This window comes from Clavibacter michiganensis, assembly GCF_002151125.1.
In the GTDB taxonomy this organism is placed as follows: domain Bacteria; phylum Actinomycetota; class Actinomycetes; order Actinomycetales; family Microbacteriaceae; genus Clavibacter; species Clavibacter michiganensis_C.
In genome coordinates this window covers 323,341-339,290 of the sequence record NZ_MDJZ01000017.1, presented here as the reverse complement: position 1 = coordinate 339,290, position 15,950 = coordinate 323,341, and the positions used below count along the sequence as shown (strand labels likewise).

The window sequence follows — 15,950 nt, the reverse complement described above, 5'->3', positions numbered from 1 at the left end:
CTGCCGTGGAGACGATGCCGGGTCAGGACGTGGCGGTCTCCAGCAGCGGGACGAGCTGGTCGAGCGCGTACCCGGTGGCGAGCGTGGTGCCGATCGAGTAGGCCGACGAGACGTCGCCGTCGAGGACGATGGAGTGGCCGGCGGCGACCGCGGGGATCGCCTGCCACAGCGGGTCGTCGGTGATGACGGACTTGTCGATGAAGATGGGGAACGCCACGATCACGTCGGAGTCGAGCAGGTCGAGCTGCTCGGAGGAGATGTCGACCGAGAACCCGCCGGCGTTCGCGGGGATCCCCGCGATGGTCGGGCTCTGCGCGAAGCCGAGCCGCTCGAGGAACGCGACCCGCTCGCTGCCCTCGACGTAGGCGCCCCAGCCCTCGCTGGTCTTCGTGGCGGCCGTGACCGTCTTGCCCTCCCAGTCGGGGTGCGCGGCCTCGACCTGGTCGAAGCGCTGGTCGACGGCCTCGAGGAGGGCGTCGCCCTGGTCCTCGCGGCCGAGGGCCTCGGCGACCATGTCGACCTGGTCCTCCATGTCGGTGAGGTAGCTGTCGGCGCCCTCGGGCACGCCGATGGTGGGGGCGATCTGCGAGAGGCGGTCGTAGCGGTCCTGGTCGCCGGAGCTCTTCGTGTCCAGGATGAGGTCCGGCTTCAGCGCCGCGATCGCCTCGTAGGAGGGCTCGAGCGTCTCGATGAGCTGCGGCTCCTCCGTGTAGAGGCCCTGCGCCCACGGGCCCACGCCGTCCGCGTCGGCGCCGAAGCCGAGCCAGTCCGACGCGCCGACGGGCTGCACGCCGAGCGCGAGCGCGGTCTCCGCGTCGCCCCAGCCGAGGGCGACGACGCGCTTCGGCTCGCTCGGCACGGTCACCTCGCCGAACTTGGTGTCGACGGTGGCCGGGAAGGCGCCGGTCGCGGATCCGGACGCGGGCGGGGCGGAGGCGCCCGGGTCGGAGGAGGCGGTGCATCCGGTGAGGGCGAGCGTCGCGACCGCGAGGGCGACGACGGCGGAGCCGGTGGTGGGGAACCTCATGGTGCGGGGCCTCTCGGGTGTGGGGTGACGGTCCGGTGTGGATCCCGTCAGGCAAGGGCAGCCTAACCTAAGGGCACGGTAGGCTGGCCGCGCCATGTCGCTCCGGGTCCTCGCGCGCGCCTCCGCCCCCGACGCCCCCGAGGGCCGGGCGCGGAGCGGGCTCTCGCGCTCGGCGGGCCTCCTACTCGCGCTCGGCGTGCTCGTGCTGGCGTGCCTCGCGAGCGTCGCCGTGGGCTCGCGCGACATCCCGCTCGGCGCCGTCGTCGACGCGCTCGCCGGACGCCCGCGCGACCCGGCCGAGCTCGTGGTGATCCTCGACCTCCGGATCCCGCGCACCCTCGTCGGCCTCGCCGCGGGCCTCGCGCTCGGGGTCGCGGGCGCGCTCATCCAGGCCGTCACGCGGAACCCGCTGGCGGATCCCGGGATCCTCGGCGTGACGGCCGGCTCGGCGTTCGCCGTGGCCATAGCGACCGGCGTGCTCGGCGTGACCGCCGTCAGCGGTTACCTCTGGTTCGCCTTCGCCGGGGCGCTCGTGGCGGCCGTGGTGGTCTACGTCGTGGGATCCGCGGGGCGCGGCGGCGGGGATCCCGTGCGCCTCACGCTCGCCGGCGTCGCCCTCGGTGCCGTGCTCGCGGGGATCACCTCGGGGATGCTGCTGGCCGACCCGCAGGGCTTCACCGCGATGCGCGCGTGGGAGTCGGGCTCGCTGCAGGACCGCGGCTGGGACGCGCTCCTGCCGGTCGCGCCCTTCCTCGGGGCGGGCGTGCTGCTGGCCGCCGTCATCGCCCGGAGCCTCGACGCGGTCGCGCTCGGCGACGACCTGGCGCGGTCCCTCGGGGCGAACGTGGTGGTCGTGCGGGCGGTGGCCGTCGTCGCCGTGACGCTGCTCGCGGGCGGCGCGACCGCGATGGCCGGGCCGATCGCGTTCGTCGGGCTGATGATCCCGCACATCGCGCGCTGGATCGTGGGGCCCGACCAGCGCTGGATCCTCGCGTACACGATCGTGCTCGCGCCTGTGCTGCTGCTCGCCGCCGACATCGTGGGCCGCATCGTGCTGCGGCCGGCCGAGCTGCCCGCGGGCATCGTGACGGCCGTGCTGGGCGCGCCCGTGCTGATCCTGCTCGTGCGCCGGCAGAGGGCGTCGGGGCTGTGAGCGCGCCCGCCCGCGCCGGCCGCCGACCCGCCGCCCGAATCCCCGGCGCCCGCATCCCCGGGACCGTGCGCCTGCCCGTCGTCGGCATCCGGCTGCAGCGCCGCGAGGTGCTCGTGGGCGCCGCGCTCGCCGTCGCGATCGTCGCGCTCGCGCTCGTGGCGCTCGGCACGGGCGACTTCCCGCTCACGGTCCCCGAGGTGATCCGCGCCATCGCGCTGCCCGACGGCTCCTTCGCCACCACGATCGTCGTCGAGTGGCGGCTGCCGCGCGTGCTGGCCGCGCTCGCATTCGGCGCCGCGCTCGGGGTCGCGGGCGCCGTCTTCCAGTCGCTCACGCGCAACCCGCTCGGATCGCCCGACATCATCGGGTTCTCGACGGGCTCCTACACGGGCGCGCTCATCGTGACGACGCTGGCGGGCGCGTCGTTCCTGCCCACGGCGGTCGGGGCGCTCGCGGGCGGGCTCGGCACGGCGCTCGTCGTCTACCTGCTCGCGTACCGCGGCGGCGTGCAGGGGTTCCGGCTGATCATCACGGGCATCGCGGTCACGGCCGTCCTGCACGGGGTCAACACGTTCCTGCTGCTGAAGGCCGGCACCGAGGTCGCGATGGCCGCGTCGATCTGGGGTGCCGGATCCCTCGCGCTCGTCGGCTGGGACCGCGCGCTGCCCGCGTTCGTCGCCCTCCTCGTGCTCGCGCCGGCGATCCTGCTGCTGTCCGCGCCGTTGCGGCAGCTCGAGCTCGGCGACGACGCCGCGCGCGCCCACGGCGTGCGCGCCGAGCCGACGCGCCTCGCCCTGCTGATCCTCGGGGTCGCCCTCACCGCGATCGTGACCGCCGCCGCCGGGCCCATCGCGTTCGTCGCGCTCGCGGCCCCGCAGATCGCCCGCCGGCTGACCCGCAGCGCCGGCCTGCCGCTCGTGCCGGCCGCGCTCACGGGCGGCCTGCTGCTGCTCGCCGCCGACTCCGCCGCCCAGCACGCGCTGCCGGGGACGGTGCCCGTGGGGATCGTCACGGTCGTCGTCGGCGGCGCCTACCTGATCGCGCTGCTGATCCGCGAGGCGGCGCGTCGTGCCTGACGCCGCCCGCCCCGACCCGATGGGAGGTCCACCCGTGGACGAGACCGCCACCGCCGCGCCGGCCGCCGCCGCACCGCCGCCCGCCCCGCCTGCCGCGCCCGCGGCCCCGCGCCTGCGCGCCGAGGGCGTCACCCTCTCCTACGACCGGCGCGTGATCTCCGAGGGGCTCGACGTCGCCGTGCCCGACCGCTCGTTCACCGTGATCGTCGGCCCGAACGCGTGCGGCAAGTCGACGCTGCTCCGCGCGCTCGCGCGCCTGCTCGCGCCCACCGCGGGCGGCGTGCTCCTCGACGACCGACCGCTCACGTCGTACCGGGCCAAGGAGGTCGCGCGGATCGTGGGCCTCCTCCCGCAGAGCGCCATCGCGCCCGACGGGATCACGGTGGCCGACCTCGTGTCGCGCGGCCGGTTCCCGCACCAGAACCTCATCCGCCAGTGGACGCCCACCGACGAGGACGCCGTGCAGCAGGCGATGGCCGCGACGGGGATCGCCGATCTCGCGGCCCGCCACGTCGACGAGCTCTCCGGCGGCCAGCGCCAGCGCGTGTGGGTCGCGATGGCGCTCGCCCAGCAGACGCCCGTGCTGCTGCTCGACGAGCCGACGACGTTCCTCGACATCGCCCACCAGATCGAGCTGCTCGACCTCCTCGCCGACCTGCACCGCGACGGCAGCACCATCGTCGCCGTGCTGCACGACCTCAACCACGCCGCGCGCTACGCCGACCACCTCATCGTGATGAAGGACGGCCGCGTGATCTCCTCGGGCGCCCCGCGCGACATCGTCACCGCGGAGCTCGTCGAGGACGTCTTCGGCCTGCCCTGCCTCGTGATCGACGATCCCGTCTCGCACACGCCGCTCATCGTCCCGCGCGGCGGCCGCTGGTCCTGAGCGCGGCCGCCCGGCGGCGCGCGATCAGGCCGCGGCCGCCGGCTGCGCGATCGACACCATCCAGTCGATCCCGTAGCGGTCGGTGCACATCCCGAACCGGTCGCCCCACGGAGCGACCTCGAGGGGGAGGACCACCGTGCCGTCGGCGGTCAGCGCGTCCCACCAGCCGCGCAGCACGGGCTCGTCGTCGCCGGAGAGGGAGAGCGTGATGGCGGATCCGCTCGGCACGCCCATCGACGCCGGGGTGTCCGACGCCATCAGCACGAAGCCCGCGGCGGAGTCCAGCCGGCCGTGCATGACCTTGTCGGCCTCGGCCGGATCGGGTGCCATGCCGCCCTCGCCGAAGGTCGTCGTCTCGACCTCGCCGCCGAAGATCCCCCGGTAGAAGCGGAGCGCGTCGGCCGCCTGGTCGCGGAAGGACAGGTACGGGGTCATGATCGCGGACATGGGGGCGCTCCTCGGGTGACGGATCCCCGCGGTCGCACGGACCCTGATGGATCCCGATCCTGGCCCTGCCGCCCCGGCATCGCACCGTGACACCGCGTGAGGGTGGCCGCGAGCGGACAGCGACTCGCGGCTAGAGCCCCTGGATCCGCACGCCCGACGTCTCGTCCACGCTCACGCGCCAGCTCACGCTGAACGGCACGTCCTCGTCGAGGTCCTTCACGCTGCCGTCGTAGAGCGACCGGACGGGCACCTGGATGTGCGCGGTGCCGACGGTCGGCGGCACCACCCAGTCGAGGTCGGCGGGGTCGTCGCTCGCGGGCTGCAGGGTGATCTCCGGCAGGGCCGTCATGCTCCACACGGGCGGCGCGGTGATCCGGTCGCGGATGGTCTTCCCGAACGGGCAGCCGGACGGGTACAGCACCGCCTGCGTCGTGCACTCGGTGAGGTACGCGTCGACCTCGGACTGCACGGAGGCGACGAGGTCGTCGGTCGGCTCGGCGTCGACGCGGGCGGGCACGACGCTGCCCGGCTCGGTGACGGCGACCTCGGCGTCCTCGGCCTGGAGGTACTGGGACGCGTGGTCGAGCGCGAGGGACGCCGGCGCGAGCACGAGGTACGTGGATCCCGCGCCCTCGGAGGCCTCGCCGCCCGGCGTCGCGGAGACGGCCAGCCCGTTGGCCGTGAACGTGGACGCGTGCCGCAGCTCGAGGTCGACGGAGGCGACCGGGCTCGTCGCGAACTCCCACCGGGCGAAGAGGCCGAGGGCGGCCGGGGTCTCGCGCACGCGGAACTCGGTGGATCCCGGCCCCGACGGCAGCGTGTAGGAGTACGTGACCGCGCGCTCGCCGCCGCCCGCCGGCTCGTCCGACACGAGCTCCACGTCCGTGAGGCCGGGGAGCGCGCGGGCGTCGAGGAGGGCGCGGCTGCCCGCGTCCGGGAGCGTGACGCCGGGCGTGGAGAGCGCGTCGCGGCTGTCCTCGCGAGCGAGGGCGTCGAGGTAGGAGCGGACGAACCCGTGGGCGCTGAAGGTGCCCTGGTTGAGCGCGCCGACGGTGCCGAGGAACGCGCCGACCAGGAGGGCCGCGAGCAGCGACCACACGACGACGGCCCGACGCAGCTCGCCGCGCGCGTCGACGGCGGGGCTCGGCATGCGGATCATCCTACGGGCGGGGCATCGACGTCTCCCGGGCCGGGCGCCGGGGTAGATTCGAGTGCGCATCACGCGGCGCCCGCCGCCGCCGTACGCGCACCCTCCCGTCCCCGACCCGCCAGGAGCCCCGCGTGAGCACGGTCCCCCTCTCCCCGGAGCAGGCCGCGGTCTTCCAGGCCATCGAGGGGACGCGCGACCACATCTTCGTCACGGGCCGCGCCGGCACCGGCAAGTCGACCCTCCTCACGCACCTGTCGTGGAACACCGAGAAGCAGATCGTCATCTGCGCGCCCACGGGCGTCGCCGCGCTCAACGTCGGCGGCCAGACCATCCACTCGCTGTTCAAGCTGCCCATCGGCGTCATCGCCGACGAGGAGATCGAGCAGACCGGCGAGCTGCGGAAGCTCCTCAACACCATCGACACGCTCGTCATCGACGAGGTCTCCATGGTCAACGCGGATCTGGTCGACGCCATCGACCGCAGCCTCCGCCAGGCGCGGCACAAGAAGGACGTGCCGTTCGGCGGCGTGCAGGTCGTGCTGTTCGGGGATCCCTACCAGCTGGCCCCCGTGCCCGGCGACGGCGACGAGCGCGCCTACTTCGCCGACCGCTACCGCTCCATGTGGTTCTTCGACGCGAAGGTGTGGGAGGAGGCGCAGCTGCGGATCTACGAGCTCACCGAGATCCACCGGCAGCACGAGGAGGCGTTCAAGGAGATGCTGAACGCCGTGCGCCACGGGCGGGTCACGGCCGAGATCGCGGGCGTCCTCAACGCCGCGGGCGCGCGGCCGGCGCCCACCGACGGCGCCATCACGCTCGCCACGCGCAACGACACCGTGAACCGGATCAACGCGGAGGCCCTCAAGCGCCTGCCGGGCAAGTCGCTCACCGCCACCGCGGACGTCACGGGCGACTTCGGCGGACGCACCTACCCGGCCGACGAGAAGCTCGATCTCAAGATCGGCGCGCAGGTGATGTTCCTCCGCAACGACGTCGACCAGCGCTGGGTGAACGGATCCGTCGGCGTCGTCACGCGCATCGACACGAACGTGTACGTGGAGCTCGACGGCGTCGTGCACGAGGTCGAGCCGGTCACGTGGGAGAAGCACAAGTACTCGTACTCGCCCACCACCAAGCAGCTGCGGCGCGACGTGGTGGCCGACTTCACGCAGTTCCCGCTGCGGCTCGCGTGGGCGGTCACCATCCACAAGTCGCAGGGCAAGACCTACGACCGGGCGATCGTCGACCTCGGCGCGCGCGTGTTCAGCCCGGGGCAGACGTACGTGGCGCTCAGCCGGATCACCGACATCGGCGGCCTGTACCTCACGCGGCCGCTGCGGCCGGGCGACATCATCGTCGACGAGAACGTGCGGCGGTTCATGAGCGAGGCGACGCGGATCCGCGTGACACCGGCGGTCGCGCCCGCGAGCTGACGCGACCCTCCCGCGGGCCGCCCGCCCGGCTTCAGTGGCCGGAGTGCTCCCCCTGGATGCCGTCGAGGTCGACGGTGCTGTGCTGGCCGTGCGGCACGGCGAACTCGCCGGCGCGCGTGAGCGAGAGGGCGGGCGTGACGAGCCCGGCGACGACGAAGGCGCCGACGAGCACGCCCACGAGGTAGCGGCCGCCGGTGGGCTCGGGCGCCGCGGCGGTCCGGGCGGCGGGGGCGACGGACGCGGTCGCCGCCGCCGGGATGGCGGACCCGTCGGAGGGGCGGGCGGCGCCGGATCCGACGAGCGCGGCCTCCGCGGGGAACGTCGCCTCGACGGCCGTGCACACGGCCTGGGCGTCGGACTCGGCGCGGGATCGGAGGTGGCGCCCGACGACCGCGGCGACCACGAGGTCGAGCAGGGTGGCGGCGAGCATGGGGATCGCGGGCAGGTCGCTCGTGATGCCGGGGGCGGACATGACGACCGCGGCCGTCACGAGGAGGGCCCAGCCGGCGACCGGGACCAGCGCGCCGACGACGGCCCAGCCCGGCGCGGGCAGGCGGTCGGAGCGGAGGACCGCGACGGCCCAGGCGCCCTCGGCGAGGCCGATGAGGAGGAGGGCCACCATGGCCGCGGGCGGGGATCCCGCGCCGACGGCCAGGTGGATGAGCGCGGCGCCCAGGGCGGCGAGGGCCAGCCAGTGGCGGATGAGCAGTGACACGTGCTGGTCCCTTCGTCGTCCCGGGCGCCGCGGGTGATGCGGTGCTGCGTGCTGTGGTGCGGTGATGCGATCGTGCGGTGATGCGGACGCGCCCGCTGCAGCGGCGCGGCGGTGGTGCTGCCTAGGCGGCGCGGGCGGCGCGGTTGCGGACGCCCTTCTCGGCGCCGAGGCCGACGATCAGCAGCACGACGGCGCTGCCGAGGTGCAGGAAGTGGTCCGCGGTGTTGAGCGCGAGGATGTTGAAGTCGGTGTTCACGAGGAAGAAGCCGACGACGCCGAGCGCGAGGTACGCGAATCCGATGGTGGAGTTCACGGCCTTGGCCGACGCGACGCTGGACAGGCCTCCGATGAGGAGGGCCGCGCCGATGAGGAGGTGGGCCACGTTGTGGAACGGGTTCACCATGAAGATCCCGAGCAGCAGGCCGCCGTCGGAGGAGAAGAAGCCGCCGCTCTGCGGCGGGAACAGGAAGCCGAGTAGGCCGACGAGGACGTAGACGGCGCCGAAGACGGTGCCGAGCAGGCGGTTCGGGGACGAGCTCATGATGGTGCCTCCACTGGTAGGGAAGAGCCGGGACATTCCCAGGCTCTCTCCATTCGTACCGCCTCCGCGCCCGGATTGGTGACGACGCGGCACTGAACGGTCACGGGTTTCCCAGATGATCCAGGAGGAAGGCCTCCGTGCGCCGGTACGCGAGGGCCGCGGCGCCCTGATCGACCCGGTCGCGGAGGCTCGCGTTCGGGAACACGGGGTACGTGCCGGGGTAGGTGTGCGAGGTGACGGGGGTGCCGTGCTCGCGCAGGCGGCCGATGAACGCCTCGGGCCGCTGGTCGTCGATCCAGTCGTCGTGCTCGGCGAGGTGGAGGAGCACCGCGCACGGGATGACGCCGTGCTCCTGCGGCCCGAGGCTCGCGCAGTAGGCGACCACGGCGTCCGCGCCGCCGTCCTGCGCCTCGAGGAGCGCGAGCCACCCGCCGGGCGCGAAGCCGACGAGGCCGACGCGCTGGGATCCGCGGGCGCGGGCCGAGTCGATGCCGTCGCGGATCGTGCCGAGGGCGAACCCCACGTCGAGCTGCGCGGCGAGGCCCTCCGCGAGGCCGTCGTCGAGGGTGGCGCGGCCGTCGTAGAGGTCGGGCACGAGCACGTGGAAGCCGGCACGGGCGAGCGCGAGCGCGTACTGGTCGAGCCAGGGGAGGCGCCCGTGGTCGTCGTGGACGAGCACGACGACGGGGCTCCCGGGCTCGCCGAACTCGAGCGTGACGCCGGGATGCGGCAGGTCGACGATCTCGGGCATGGGGAGAACCTATCGTCGGGCCGTCACACGCCGCGCCGTGGAGGAGGATCGTCGCATGGGATACCGCTACCGCCTCGCCGCCGCCACGACCGCCATCGTCCTCGCCGCCGGTCTCGCCGGCTGCTCCACTCCGCCGCGCACCCCCGAGGACGCCGCCAGCCCGAGCGCCGACGCGGCCGCTCCCTCGGAGACCGAGTCGCAGGGCTGGAACCGCGCCGACCTCTCCTTCGCCGAGGAGATGGGCGACCACGCCGCGGGATCCGTGGAGCTCGCCGTCGCCGCGCTCGAGGTGCAGGACCTGCCGCCGGGAGCGGAGGAGCTGGCCGTGCAGATCCGCGACGAGCAGGGCCCGCAGGCCAGGACGCTCGCGCAGCTCGCCGAGGAGTGGTCGGGCGAGGAGGGCGGATCCGGCGCGAACGGCACCGAGGACCGCGACGAGGCGGGCGGCGTCGCGGCCGGCGGCGGATCCGAGGACGGCAGCGCCGAGGGCACGGAGGGCGGCGCCGCGTCCGAGGCCGACATCGAGGCGATGAGCGACACCGCGTTCGACTCCGAGCTGCAGGTGCTGAAGGCGGCGTCCGGCACGGATGCGGCCCGGCTGTTCCTGCAGGGGATGATCTCCCGGCACCAGGCCGGGATCGAGCTGGCCGACGGGGAGTCGCAGCTCGGCACCTCGACGGAGGCGCTGGGACTCGCCGAAGCCATGTCGGCCGCGCAGGGCGAGCAGCTCACGAAGATGCGGGCGCTGCTGTCGTCGTTCGGGGGCTGATCCCCGCAGCATGACCGAGGGCCCGGCGCGGATCGCGTCGGGCCCTCGGTCGTGCGTGCGTGCGTGCGTGCGGTGCGGTGGCGTCGCCTCAGCCGGTCGGGCGGAGGAACGCGGCGGCCGCGGCGGCGAGGTGCCCCGGGTCGTCGGCGCCGCACAGCTCGCGGGCCGAGTGCATCGAGAGCAGCGGGATGCCGACGTCGACCGTGCGGATCCCGAGCCGCGTCGCCGTGATCGGCCCGATGGTGGAGCCGCACGGCACCGCGTTGCTGGAGACGAACTCCTGGAACGGCACGCCCGCGCGCTCGCAGGCCAGGGCCCACTCGCGCGCGCCCACGCCGTCGGTCGCGTAGCGCTGGTTCGCGTTGATCTTCAGCAGCGGGCCGCCGTTCGGCACGGGCCGGTTCGCCGGGTCGTGGCGGTCCGGGTGGTTCGGGTGCACCGCGTGGCCGGCGTCGGCGGAGAGGCACCAGGAGGAGGCGAACGCGCGGCGGCGCTCCTCCGAGCCGGCGCCGAGCCCGGCGGAGATGCGGCCGAGCACGTCCTCGAGGACGGGGCCGGCGGCGCCCGACGCGGTCGCGGATCCGACCTCCTCGTGGTCGAAGGCCGCGAGCACCGCGATGGGCGCGTCCGCGTCGTCGTCCGCGGCGGCCGCGAGCTCGAGCAGCGCGGCGAGGCCCGCGTGCACGGAGCTGAGGTTGTCCATGCGGCCGGCGGCGAAGAGCTCGCCGTCGAGGCCGAGGGATCCGGGCGCCTGGGTGTCGGCGACGCCCACGTCGTAGCCGAGCACGTCGTCGGCCGCCAGCCCCGCGAGGCGCGCGAGGTGGCCGAGCACGTCGGCGTCCGCGGGGGAGCCGGTGCCGAGGATCGGCGACATGTGGCGCTGCGGATCCAGCCGCAGCCCCTCCGCGTTGACGCCGCGGTCGAGGTGCACCGCGAGCTGCGGGAAGCGCAGGAGCGGGCCGGTGCGGACGAGGTGGCGGCGGCCGTCGCGCGTGACGAGGCGGCCGGCGAGCTCGAGGTCGCGGTCGAGCCACGAGTTGAGGAGCGGGCCGCCGTAGACCTCGACGCCGGCCTGGACCCAGCCGTCGGATCCGATGGTGGGCTTCGGCTTGAGCTTGAAGCCGGGGGAGTCGGTGTGGGCGCCGACCACGCGGAAGGGCGTGGTGGCGTGCGCGCCGGTGGGCTGGATCCAGGCGAGGATGGCGCCGTCGCGGACGACGTAGCGCCGTCCGGCCTCGACCGGCCAGGCGTCGCGCTCGTCGAGGGCCGTGAAGCCCGCGGCGTCGAGGCGGCGTGCGGCCTCCGCGACGGCGTGGAAGGAGGAGGGGGAGGCCTGGATGTAGCGGCCGAGGTCAGCGAGGTGGGCGCGGCGGTCCGCCGTCATCAGTAGCCGCTCGATCCGAGCGCGCCGTTCTCGGGCGTCTGCACGGGACCGGCGAGCACGACCGCGCTGCCCGAGACGCCGAGGCGGGTGGCCCCGGCCTCGATCATCTGCACGGCGGTCTCGTGGGTGCGGATCCCGCCGGACGCCTTGACGCCGGCCTTCCCGTCGACCGTGCGGCTCATCAGCTCGACCGCGTGCACGGTGGCGCCGCCGGTGGGGTGGAAGCCCGTGGAGGTCTTGACGAAGTCGGCGCCGGCGGCGACGGCCGCCTGGCAGACGGCGACGATCTGGTCGTCGTCGAGCGCGGCGGACTCGATGATCACCTTGAGCACGGCCGGCGCGGGCACGGCCTCGCGCACGGCGCGGATGTCGGCCTCGACGTCGGCGAAGCGGCCCTCGCGGGCGGCACCCACGTCGATCACCATGTCGACCTCGTCGGCGCCCTGGCGGATCGAGAGCGCGGCCTCGGCGGCCTTGACCTCGCTGTGGTGCTTGCCGCTGGGGAAGCCGCAGACGACGGCGACCTTGAGCTCGGATCCCGCGGGCACCTCGAGCGGGAGCATCGACGGCGAGACGCACACGGAGTAGGTGCCGAGCTCGACGGCCTCGGCGACGAGCGCGGCGACCTCGGCGCGCGTGGCCTCGGGCTTCAGGAGCGTGTGGTCGATGATGCGGGCGATCGCGGCCGTGTCGGTCGCGGGCGTGGACGGGCTGGTGCTCATGCGGGTTTCCTCACGTGGACGCTGGGCCTCGATCCTACGGCGGGGGTGGCGGCGCGGCCGGTCGGGGGCGTGGACGCCGACGGCTCCAGCCCCGACGACGGAGCGGCCCGCCCTCGCGTGAGGACGGGCCGCTCCGGGAGGCGGTCAGCTGCGGATCAGCGGCCGAGGCCCACGCGGTCGACCTTGCGGTGGAAGCGCATGCCGGCGAGGCCGCCGAGCACGGCGCCCAGCAGGCTGATGAGCGCGACCGCGACGGCGGTGACGATGCCGACGACCGTGAGGTCGCCCTCGCCGACCGGGATGCGCGGGAACGCGTTCACGTTGCCGAGCACGTCGAGCTGCGAGCCGGCGATCGCGGTGACCACGGCCACGACGATCGCGATGACGACGGCCCACAGCCACACGGCGAGGCCCTGCTTGGCGCCGTCGAAGCGGGCCATGCGGCCGGCCACGTAGCCGCCGCAGTAGTAGGCGATGAGGATCACGACGGCGAGGGCGATGGCGCCGGCCCAGCCGACGGTGTCGGCGTTCTGCGCGGCGGCGTCCGCGGCCTGGCCGGTGTCGCCGCCGGCCTGGCCGAGCCCGACGGCGGCGCCCGTCGCGGCGACGAGCGCCGTGAGGATCACGGCCGTGCCGGTCGCGGTGAGCCACCCGAAGAAGGCGGACCCGAACTTGATGCCGCCGAAGCGGTCCTTCTCGCGGGCGAGGACGTCCTGGCGGAGCGAGTCGTGCCCGGCGGCGGGGACGGCGCCGGCGGGGACGGCGCCGGGATCGCGGTCGACGTGGTCGCGACGGTCATCGCCATGACGACGGTCGTCACGGCCGACGCGGTCGCGCCCGTCGTCGGAGGCGTCGTGACGCGGGGTGTCCGGGGTGCTCATGGTGGTTCCTTCCGTGCGTCTCCGCCGGACGGGGATCCCCACCCGGCGTGCCTCGGACGCTACGCGCACCCCCGACCATTCGTGTACGAAAGGTCGGGGGTGGACACCCGGGTCCCTCGCGTGCGAGGGGCCGTGGTCCAGCCGCGGATCAGGAGTAGTCGGCGCCCGGGATGCCCGCGGGACGGTAGACGTACCCGTCGGCGTCGGCGTCGAGCTCCCACACGACCTCCTCCTCGCTGAGCGAGGTGGCGCGGACGAAGCTCTTCACGGGCTCGCCGTTGATGAGCTCGACCTCGGTCTCCTCCGTGCCGTCGGGGCCGACCAGCTGTGCGGTGTACGTCGAATCAGTCATGACCCGACCCTACGACCGTCCGCGCCCGGCGACCGGGCCGGCCGGATCCGCACAGCCGCTGCGCAGGCCGGTCACGACGGGCCCACGGCGCGGGCCGCGGCGACGGCGGCGCGGATCCCGTTGGTCCAGGGCGCGCCGTGACCCGGCAGGACGATGCGCGCGTCGGTCTCCTCGAGGGACCGGAGCGAGCGGAGCGCCCGGCCGCTGTCCGCGGTGGCGGCGCCCGCGACGATGCGGCAGCCGGTGCGGCCCGTGTAGGGATCCAGCGTCACGAGCGCGTCGCCCGTGATGAGCGCGTCGCGGTCGGGGAGGTGCAGCGCGACGTGGCCGTCGGTGTGGCCCGGGGTGGGGATCGCGATCGGCCGGCCGGGCACGTCGAGCGGCCCGGCGGCGATGTCCGCGGTGGCCTCCACTCCCTCGACGCGCAGGGCGCCGGCGGCCGCCATCGCGGCGACCACGGGGATCGCCCGGCCGAACCGCAGCGGGTAGACGAAGGGCGTGCGCTCGCGGCGGTAGGAGTAGGGGTGGCGGGCGATCGCCGCGTCGCCCGGGTGCACGTGCACCGGCACGCCGAGCTCGCGGGCGGCGCGCGCGGCGGATCCCACGTGGTCGAAGTGCCCGTGCGTCAGCACGATCGCGCGCACGTCGTCGGGCGTGCGGCCGATGGCGCCGAGCGCGCGCAGCAGGTGCGGCCACGTGGCGGGGAACGCGGTGTCGACGAGGGTGACGCCGTCCTCGCCCTCCAGCAGGTACAGGTTCACGTGCGCGTGGGCGAGCAGGTGCACGCCCGGCGCCACGTCGCGGGTGAGCACGGGGGACGAGGGTCGGGGCGGCGTGCCGGTGCGGATCATGCGGTCCTCTCGGTCGGGGCGCCCGCGCGGGGTGCACGCGTGCGGCGGATCCGCGTCGCAGCGTCCTCGCCACGGACGCGGGCGGGCGGCCGACCCGCGTGGGGTCGACCGCCCGGTCGTGCGTCTCGGATCACTCGGGCGTGACGGCGTCCTTCACGGCGCTCGCGGCCTTCTTCAGCATGCCCGGGTCCTTGGGCGGGATCGTGCCGTGCAGCAGCGGGTTGCCGAGGGGCGGCGCGGGCATCGGCACCGAGGTGGTCGGGCCGTCGTGGTACGTGAACGTGCCCTTGCCGTCCGGCGCGGGGCCGGACGCCCAGGTGCCCTCGGCGGCGGCGGGGCCGTCGGAGAAGTTGAGGTACTGGTACGAGACGTCGCGTTCCTCGAGCTCGACGGGGAAGTCACCCGGGACGGGCAGCTGCTCCGTGCCCTCCGCCTGCAGCTCGGCGATGGCGGCGAGCCACTGGTTCTGGTGCATGGTGTCGCGTGCGAGGAGGAAGGAGAGGAGGTCCTTCACGCCCTTGTCGTCGGTCATGTGGTACAGCCGGGCCACCTGGATCCGGCCCTGCATCTCGGCGTTCGCGTTGGCGTGGAAGTCGGCGAGCAGGTTGCCGCTCGCGGTGATGAAGGAGCCCTGCCACGGGTTCCCGTTGCTGTCGACCGGGCGCGCGCCGGCGCCGGCGACGATGGCGTGCTGGATGTCGCCGCCGCCGATGACCGCCGCGAGCGTCGGGTCCTTCATGGCGTCCTCGGTCGCCTCGACGGGTGCCGTCTCGAGCAGCTTGGCGATCATGATGGCGAGCATCTCGACGTGGCCGAACTCCTCCGCGCCGATGCCGTAGAGCATGTCGCGGTACTTGCCGGGGAGCTTCGAGTTCCAGGACTGGAAGCCGTACTGCATGGCCACGGAGATCTCGCCGTACTGGCCGCCGAGCACCTCCTGGAGGTGGCGGGCGTAGATGGGGTCGGGCTTGTCGGGGGTGGCGCTGTGCTGCAGCTCCTGCTTGTGGAAGAACATGGAGGGGTCTCTCCTCGTCGTCGGCGGCGCGGTCGGCTCGATCGCGGCTCTCCACCGACCGTCCGCCGCACCGGGGCGGAGCGCCTACCCCCTTGACAGACGCGGAGCGCGTCGGGCCGGGCGCGTCGGTCGTCGGGCCCGAACCGCGCGCGGCCGCCCGACCGGGCCCCTCCCCAGCCTCCGTCCACTACCACATGCGCGTCCCTCTGCCGGACGAGCCGGAAATCGTCGGCGACGCTGGCATAGTGGGTGGGCACGGCCGAAGCTCAGCGCCGCTCTCTGGCCCCCTCTCCGTCGGCGCGGGGCCCGAGAGCTCATGAGGGGGACACGGGATCGATCATGGGCACGTTCAAGTACGACTCGACGCTGACGGCGGAGTTCGACGACCGCCTGCTGGCGCACCTGCAGCTCGTCATCGGCGCGAAGCTGCGCCGCGGGGAGAACTTCTACTTCTCCTGGCGCGACGACGTCGAGGTGGGCGACGGGCGCACCACCATCTGGATGCACAACTCGCTGCCGCTGGTGTTCAAGTACCACGGCAGCCGCGTGCCGCCCATCAACCGCAAGTGGGTGGACGCGCTCATGACCACGGCGAACAGCCCCGGCGGCCTGCTCATCATGCGCGAGCCCCCGGAGGACGAGCTGCGCGACGACGCGCGCTGAGCGCGACCCCATCCCCCGCCTAGGCGCGGGCGGACGCGCGTGTCAACCCCCCGGGTCCCATTGGGGCCGTGCTCGCGCGGCTGTCATCGTGGGAGCGCAGGTCGCGCTGGACGCGTGATCTCGGATGGGGG

18 protein-coding genes are annotated in these 15,950 nt (G+C 74.4%); 6 read left to right on the top strand and 12 right to left on the bottom strand.

The window, feature by feature from the left end; translation table 11 throughout:
• Positions 1–22 precede the first annotated feature (22 nt).
• Positions 23–1,027, bottom strand: coding sequence for an iron-siderophore ABC transporter substrate-binding protein (locus tag BFL37_RS13600; protein ID WP_086515622.1), 1,005 nt, complete (start codon positions 1,025–1,027; stop codon positions 23–25).
• Positions 1,028–1,121: 94 nt separating this feature from the next.
• Between BFL37_RS13600 and BFL37_RS13595 the strand changes: the two genes are divergently transcribed.
• From BFL37_RS13595 to BFL37_RS13585, 3 genes are read left to right on the top strand one after another with little or no spacing between them, the layout of a single operon-like run.
• Positions 1,122–2,180 (top strand): FecCD family ABC transporter permease, encoded by a 1,059-nt coding sequence (locus BFL37_RS13595; protein WP_086515621.1) that lies wholly within the window; start codon positions 1,122–1,124, stop codon positions 2,178–2,180.
• Positions 2,177–3,256 (top strand): FecCD family ABC transporter permease, encoded by a 1,080-nt coding sequence (locus tag BFL37_RS13590; RefSeq protein ID WP_086515620.1) that lies wholly within the window; start codon positions 2,177–2,179, stop codon positions 3,254–3,256. Before BFL37_RS13595 ends, BFL37_RS13590 begins: the two co-directional genes overlap by 4 nt.
• Before the next feature lie 19 nt (positions 3,257–3,275).
• Positions 3,276–4,145 (top strand): ABC transporter ATP-binding protein, encoded by an 870-nt coding sequence (locus BFL37_RS13585; RefSeq protein ID WP_086515619.1) that lies wholly within the window; start codon positions 3,276–3,278, stop codon positions 4,143–4,145.
• Positions 4,146–4,169: 24 nt separating this feature from the next.
• On the opposite strand, the gene BFL37_RS13580 is transcribed toward BFL37_RS13585, so the two are convergent.
• A complete protein-coding gene (locus BFL37_RS13580) occupies positions 4,170–4,592 on the bottom strand; it encodes a VOC family protein (protein WP_086515618.1) in 423 nt (140 codons plus the stop codon).
• Positions 4,593–4,722: 130 nt separating this feature from the next.
• The gene (locus BFL37_RS13575) at positions 4,723–5,742 is read right to left on the bottom strand and encodes a hypothetical protein (RefSeq protein WP_086515617.1); all 1,020 of its coding nucleotides are present in this window, start codon (positions 5,740–5,742) and stop codon (positions 4,723–4,725) included.
• A 131-nt stretch (positions 5,743–5,873) separates the two neighbouring features.
• Between BFL37_RS13575 and BFL37_RS13570 the strand changes: the two genes are divergently transcribed.
• A complete protein-coding gene (locus BFL37_RS13570) occupies positions 5,874–7,175 on the top strand; it encodes an ATP-dependent DNA helicase (RefSeq protein WP_086515616.1) in 1,302 nt (433 codons plus the stop codon).
• Between the two features lie 31 nt (positions 7,176–7,206).
• Here BFL37_RS13570 and BFL37_RS13565 read toward each other — a convergent pair whose 3' ends face one another.
• The 3 genes from BFL37_RS13565 to BFL37_RS13555 form a co-directional block, all read right to left on the bottom strand.
• Complete coding sequence (locus tag BFL37_RS13565) at positions 7,207–7,890, bottom strand: hypothetical protein (RefSeq protein ID WP_086515615.1); 684 nt, start codon at positions 7,888–7,890, stop codon at positions 7,207–7,209.
• Positions 7,891–8,011: 121 nt separating this feature from the next.
• The gene (locus BFL37_RS13560; RefSeq protein ID WP_086515614.1) at positions 8,012–8,431 is read right to left on the bottom strand and encodes a DUF4383 domain-containing protein; all 420 of its coding nucleotides are present in this window, start codon (positions 8,429–8,431) and stop codon (positions 8,012–8,014) included.
• Between the two features lie 100 nt (positions 8,432–8,531).
• Positions 8,532–9,182 (bottom strand): dienelactone hydrolase family protein, encoded by a 651-nt coding sequence (locus BFL37_RS13555; RefSeq protein WP_086515613.1) that lies wholly within the window; start codon positions 9,180–9,182, stop codon positions 8,532–8,534.
• 55 nt (positions 9,183–9,237) lie between these two features.
• Between BFL37_RS13555 and BFL37_RS13550 the strand changes: the two genes are divergently transcribed.
• A complete protein-coding gene (locus tag BFL37_RS13550) occupies positions 9,238–9,951 on the top strand; it encodes a DUF305 domain-containing protein (protein ID WP_086515612.1) in 714 nt (237 codons plus the stop codon).
• A gap of 88 nt (positions 9,952–10,039) precedes the next feature.
• On the opposite strand, the gene BFL37_RS13545 is transcribed toward BFL37_RS13550, so the two are convergent.
• The 6 genes from BFL37_RS13545 to BFL37_RS13520 all read right to left on the bottom strand — a co-directional run bounded on the left by BFL37_RS13545 (position 10,040) and on the right by BFL37_RS13520 (position 15,156).
• A complete protein-coding gene (locus BFL37_RS13545) occupies positions 10,040–11,335 on the bottom strand; it encodes a M18 family aminopeptidase (RefSeq protein ID WP_086515611.1) in 1,296 nt (431 codons plus the stop codon).
• The gene (gene deoC / locus BFL37_RS13540; protein ID WP_086515610.1) at positions 11,335–12,057 is read right to left on the bottom strand and encodes a deoxyribose-phosphate aldolase; all 723 of its coding nucleotides are present in this window, start codon (positions 12,055–12,057) and stop codon (positions 11,335–11,337) included. Before deoC ends, BFL37_RS13545 begins: the two co-directional genes overlap by 1 nt.
• Before the next feature lie 155 nt (positions 12,058–12,212).
• Positions 12,213–12,938, bottom strand: a complete 726-nt coding sequence (locus BFL37_RS13535; protein WP_086515609.1) for a hypothetical protein — start codon at positions 12,936–12,938, stop codon at positions 12,213–12,215.
• A 148-nt stretch (positions 12,939–13,086) separates the two neighbouring features.
• Complete coding sequence (locus BFL37_RS13530) at positions 13,087–13,290, bottom strand: hypothetical protein (RefSeq protein WP_043583726.1); 204 nt, start codon at positions 13,288–13,290, stop codon at positions 13,087–13,089.
• Positions 13,291–13,361: 71 nt separating this feature from the next.
• Entirely contained in the window at positions 13,362–14,141 is a 780-nt protein-coding gene (locus BFL37_RS13525; RefSeq protein WP_206601278.1) for an MBL fold metallo-hydrolase, read from the bottom strand.
• Positions 14,142–14,271: 130 nt separating this feature from the next.
• A complete protein-coding gene (locus tag BFL37_RS13520; RefSeq protein ID WP_086515608.1) occupies positions 14,272–15,156 on the bottom strand; it encodes a manganese catalase family protein in 885 nt (294 codons plus the stop codon).
• Positions 15,157–15,495: 339 nt separating this feature from the next.
• Between BFL37_RS13520 and BFL37_RS13515 the strand changes: the two genes are divergently transcribed.
• Positions 15,496–15,819, top strand: coding sequence for an ATP-dependent DNA ligase (locus tag BFL37_RS13515; protein ID WP_086515607.1), 324 nt, complete (start codon positions 15,496–15,498; stop codon positions 15,817–15,819).
• Positions 15,820–15,950: the final 131 nt, after the last annotated feature.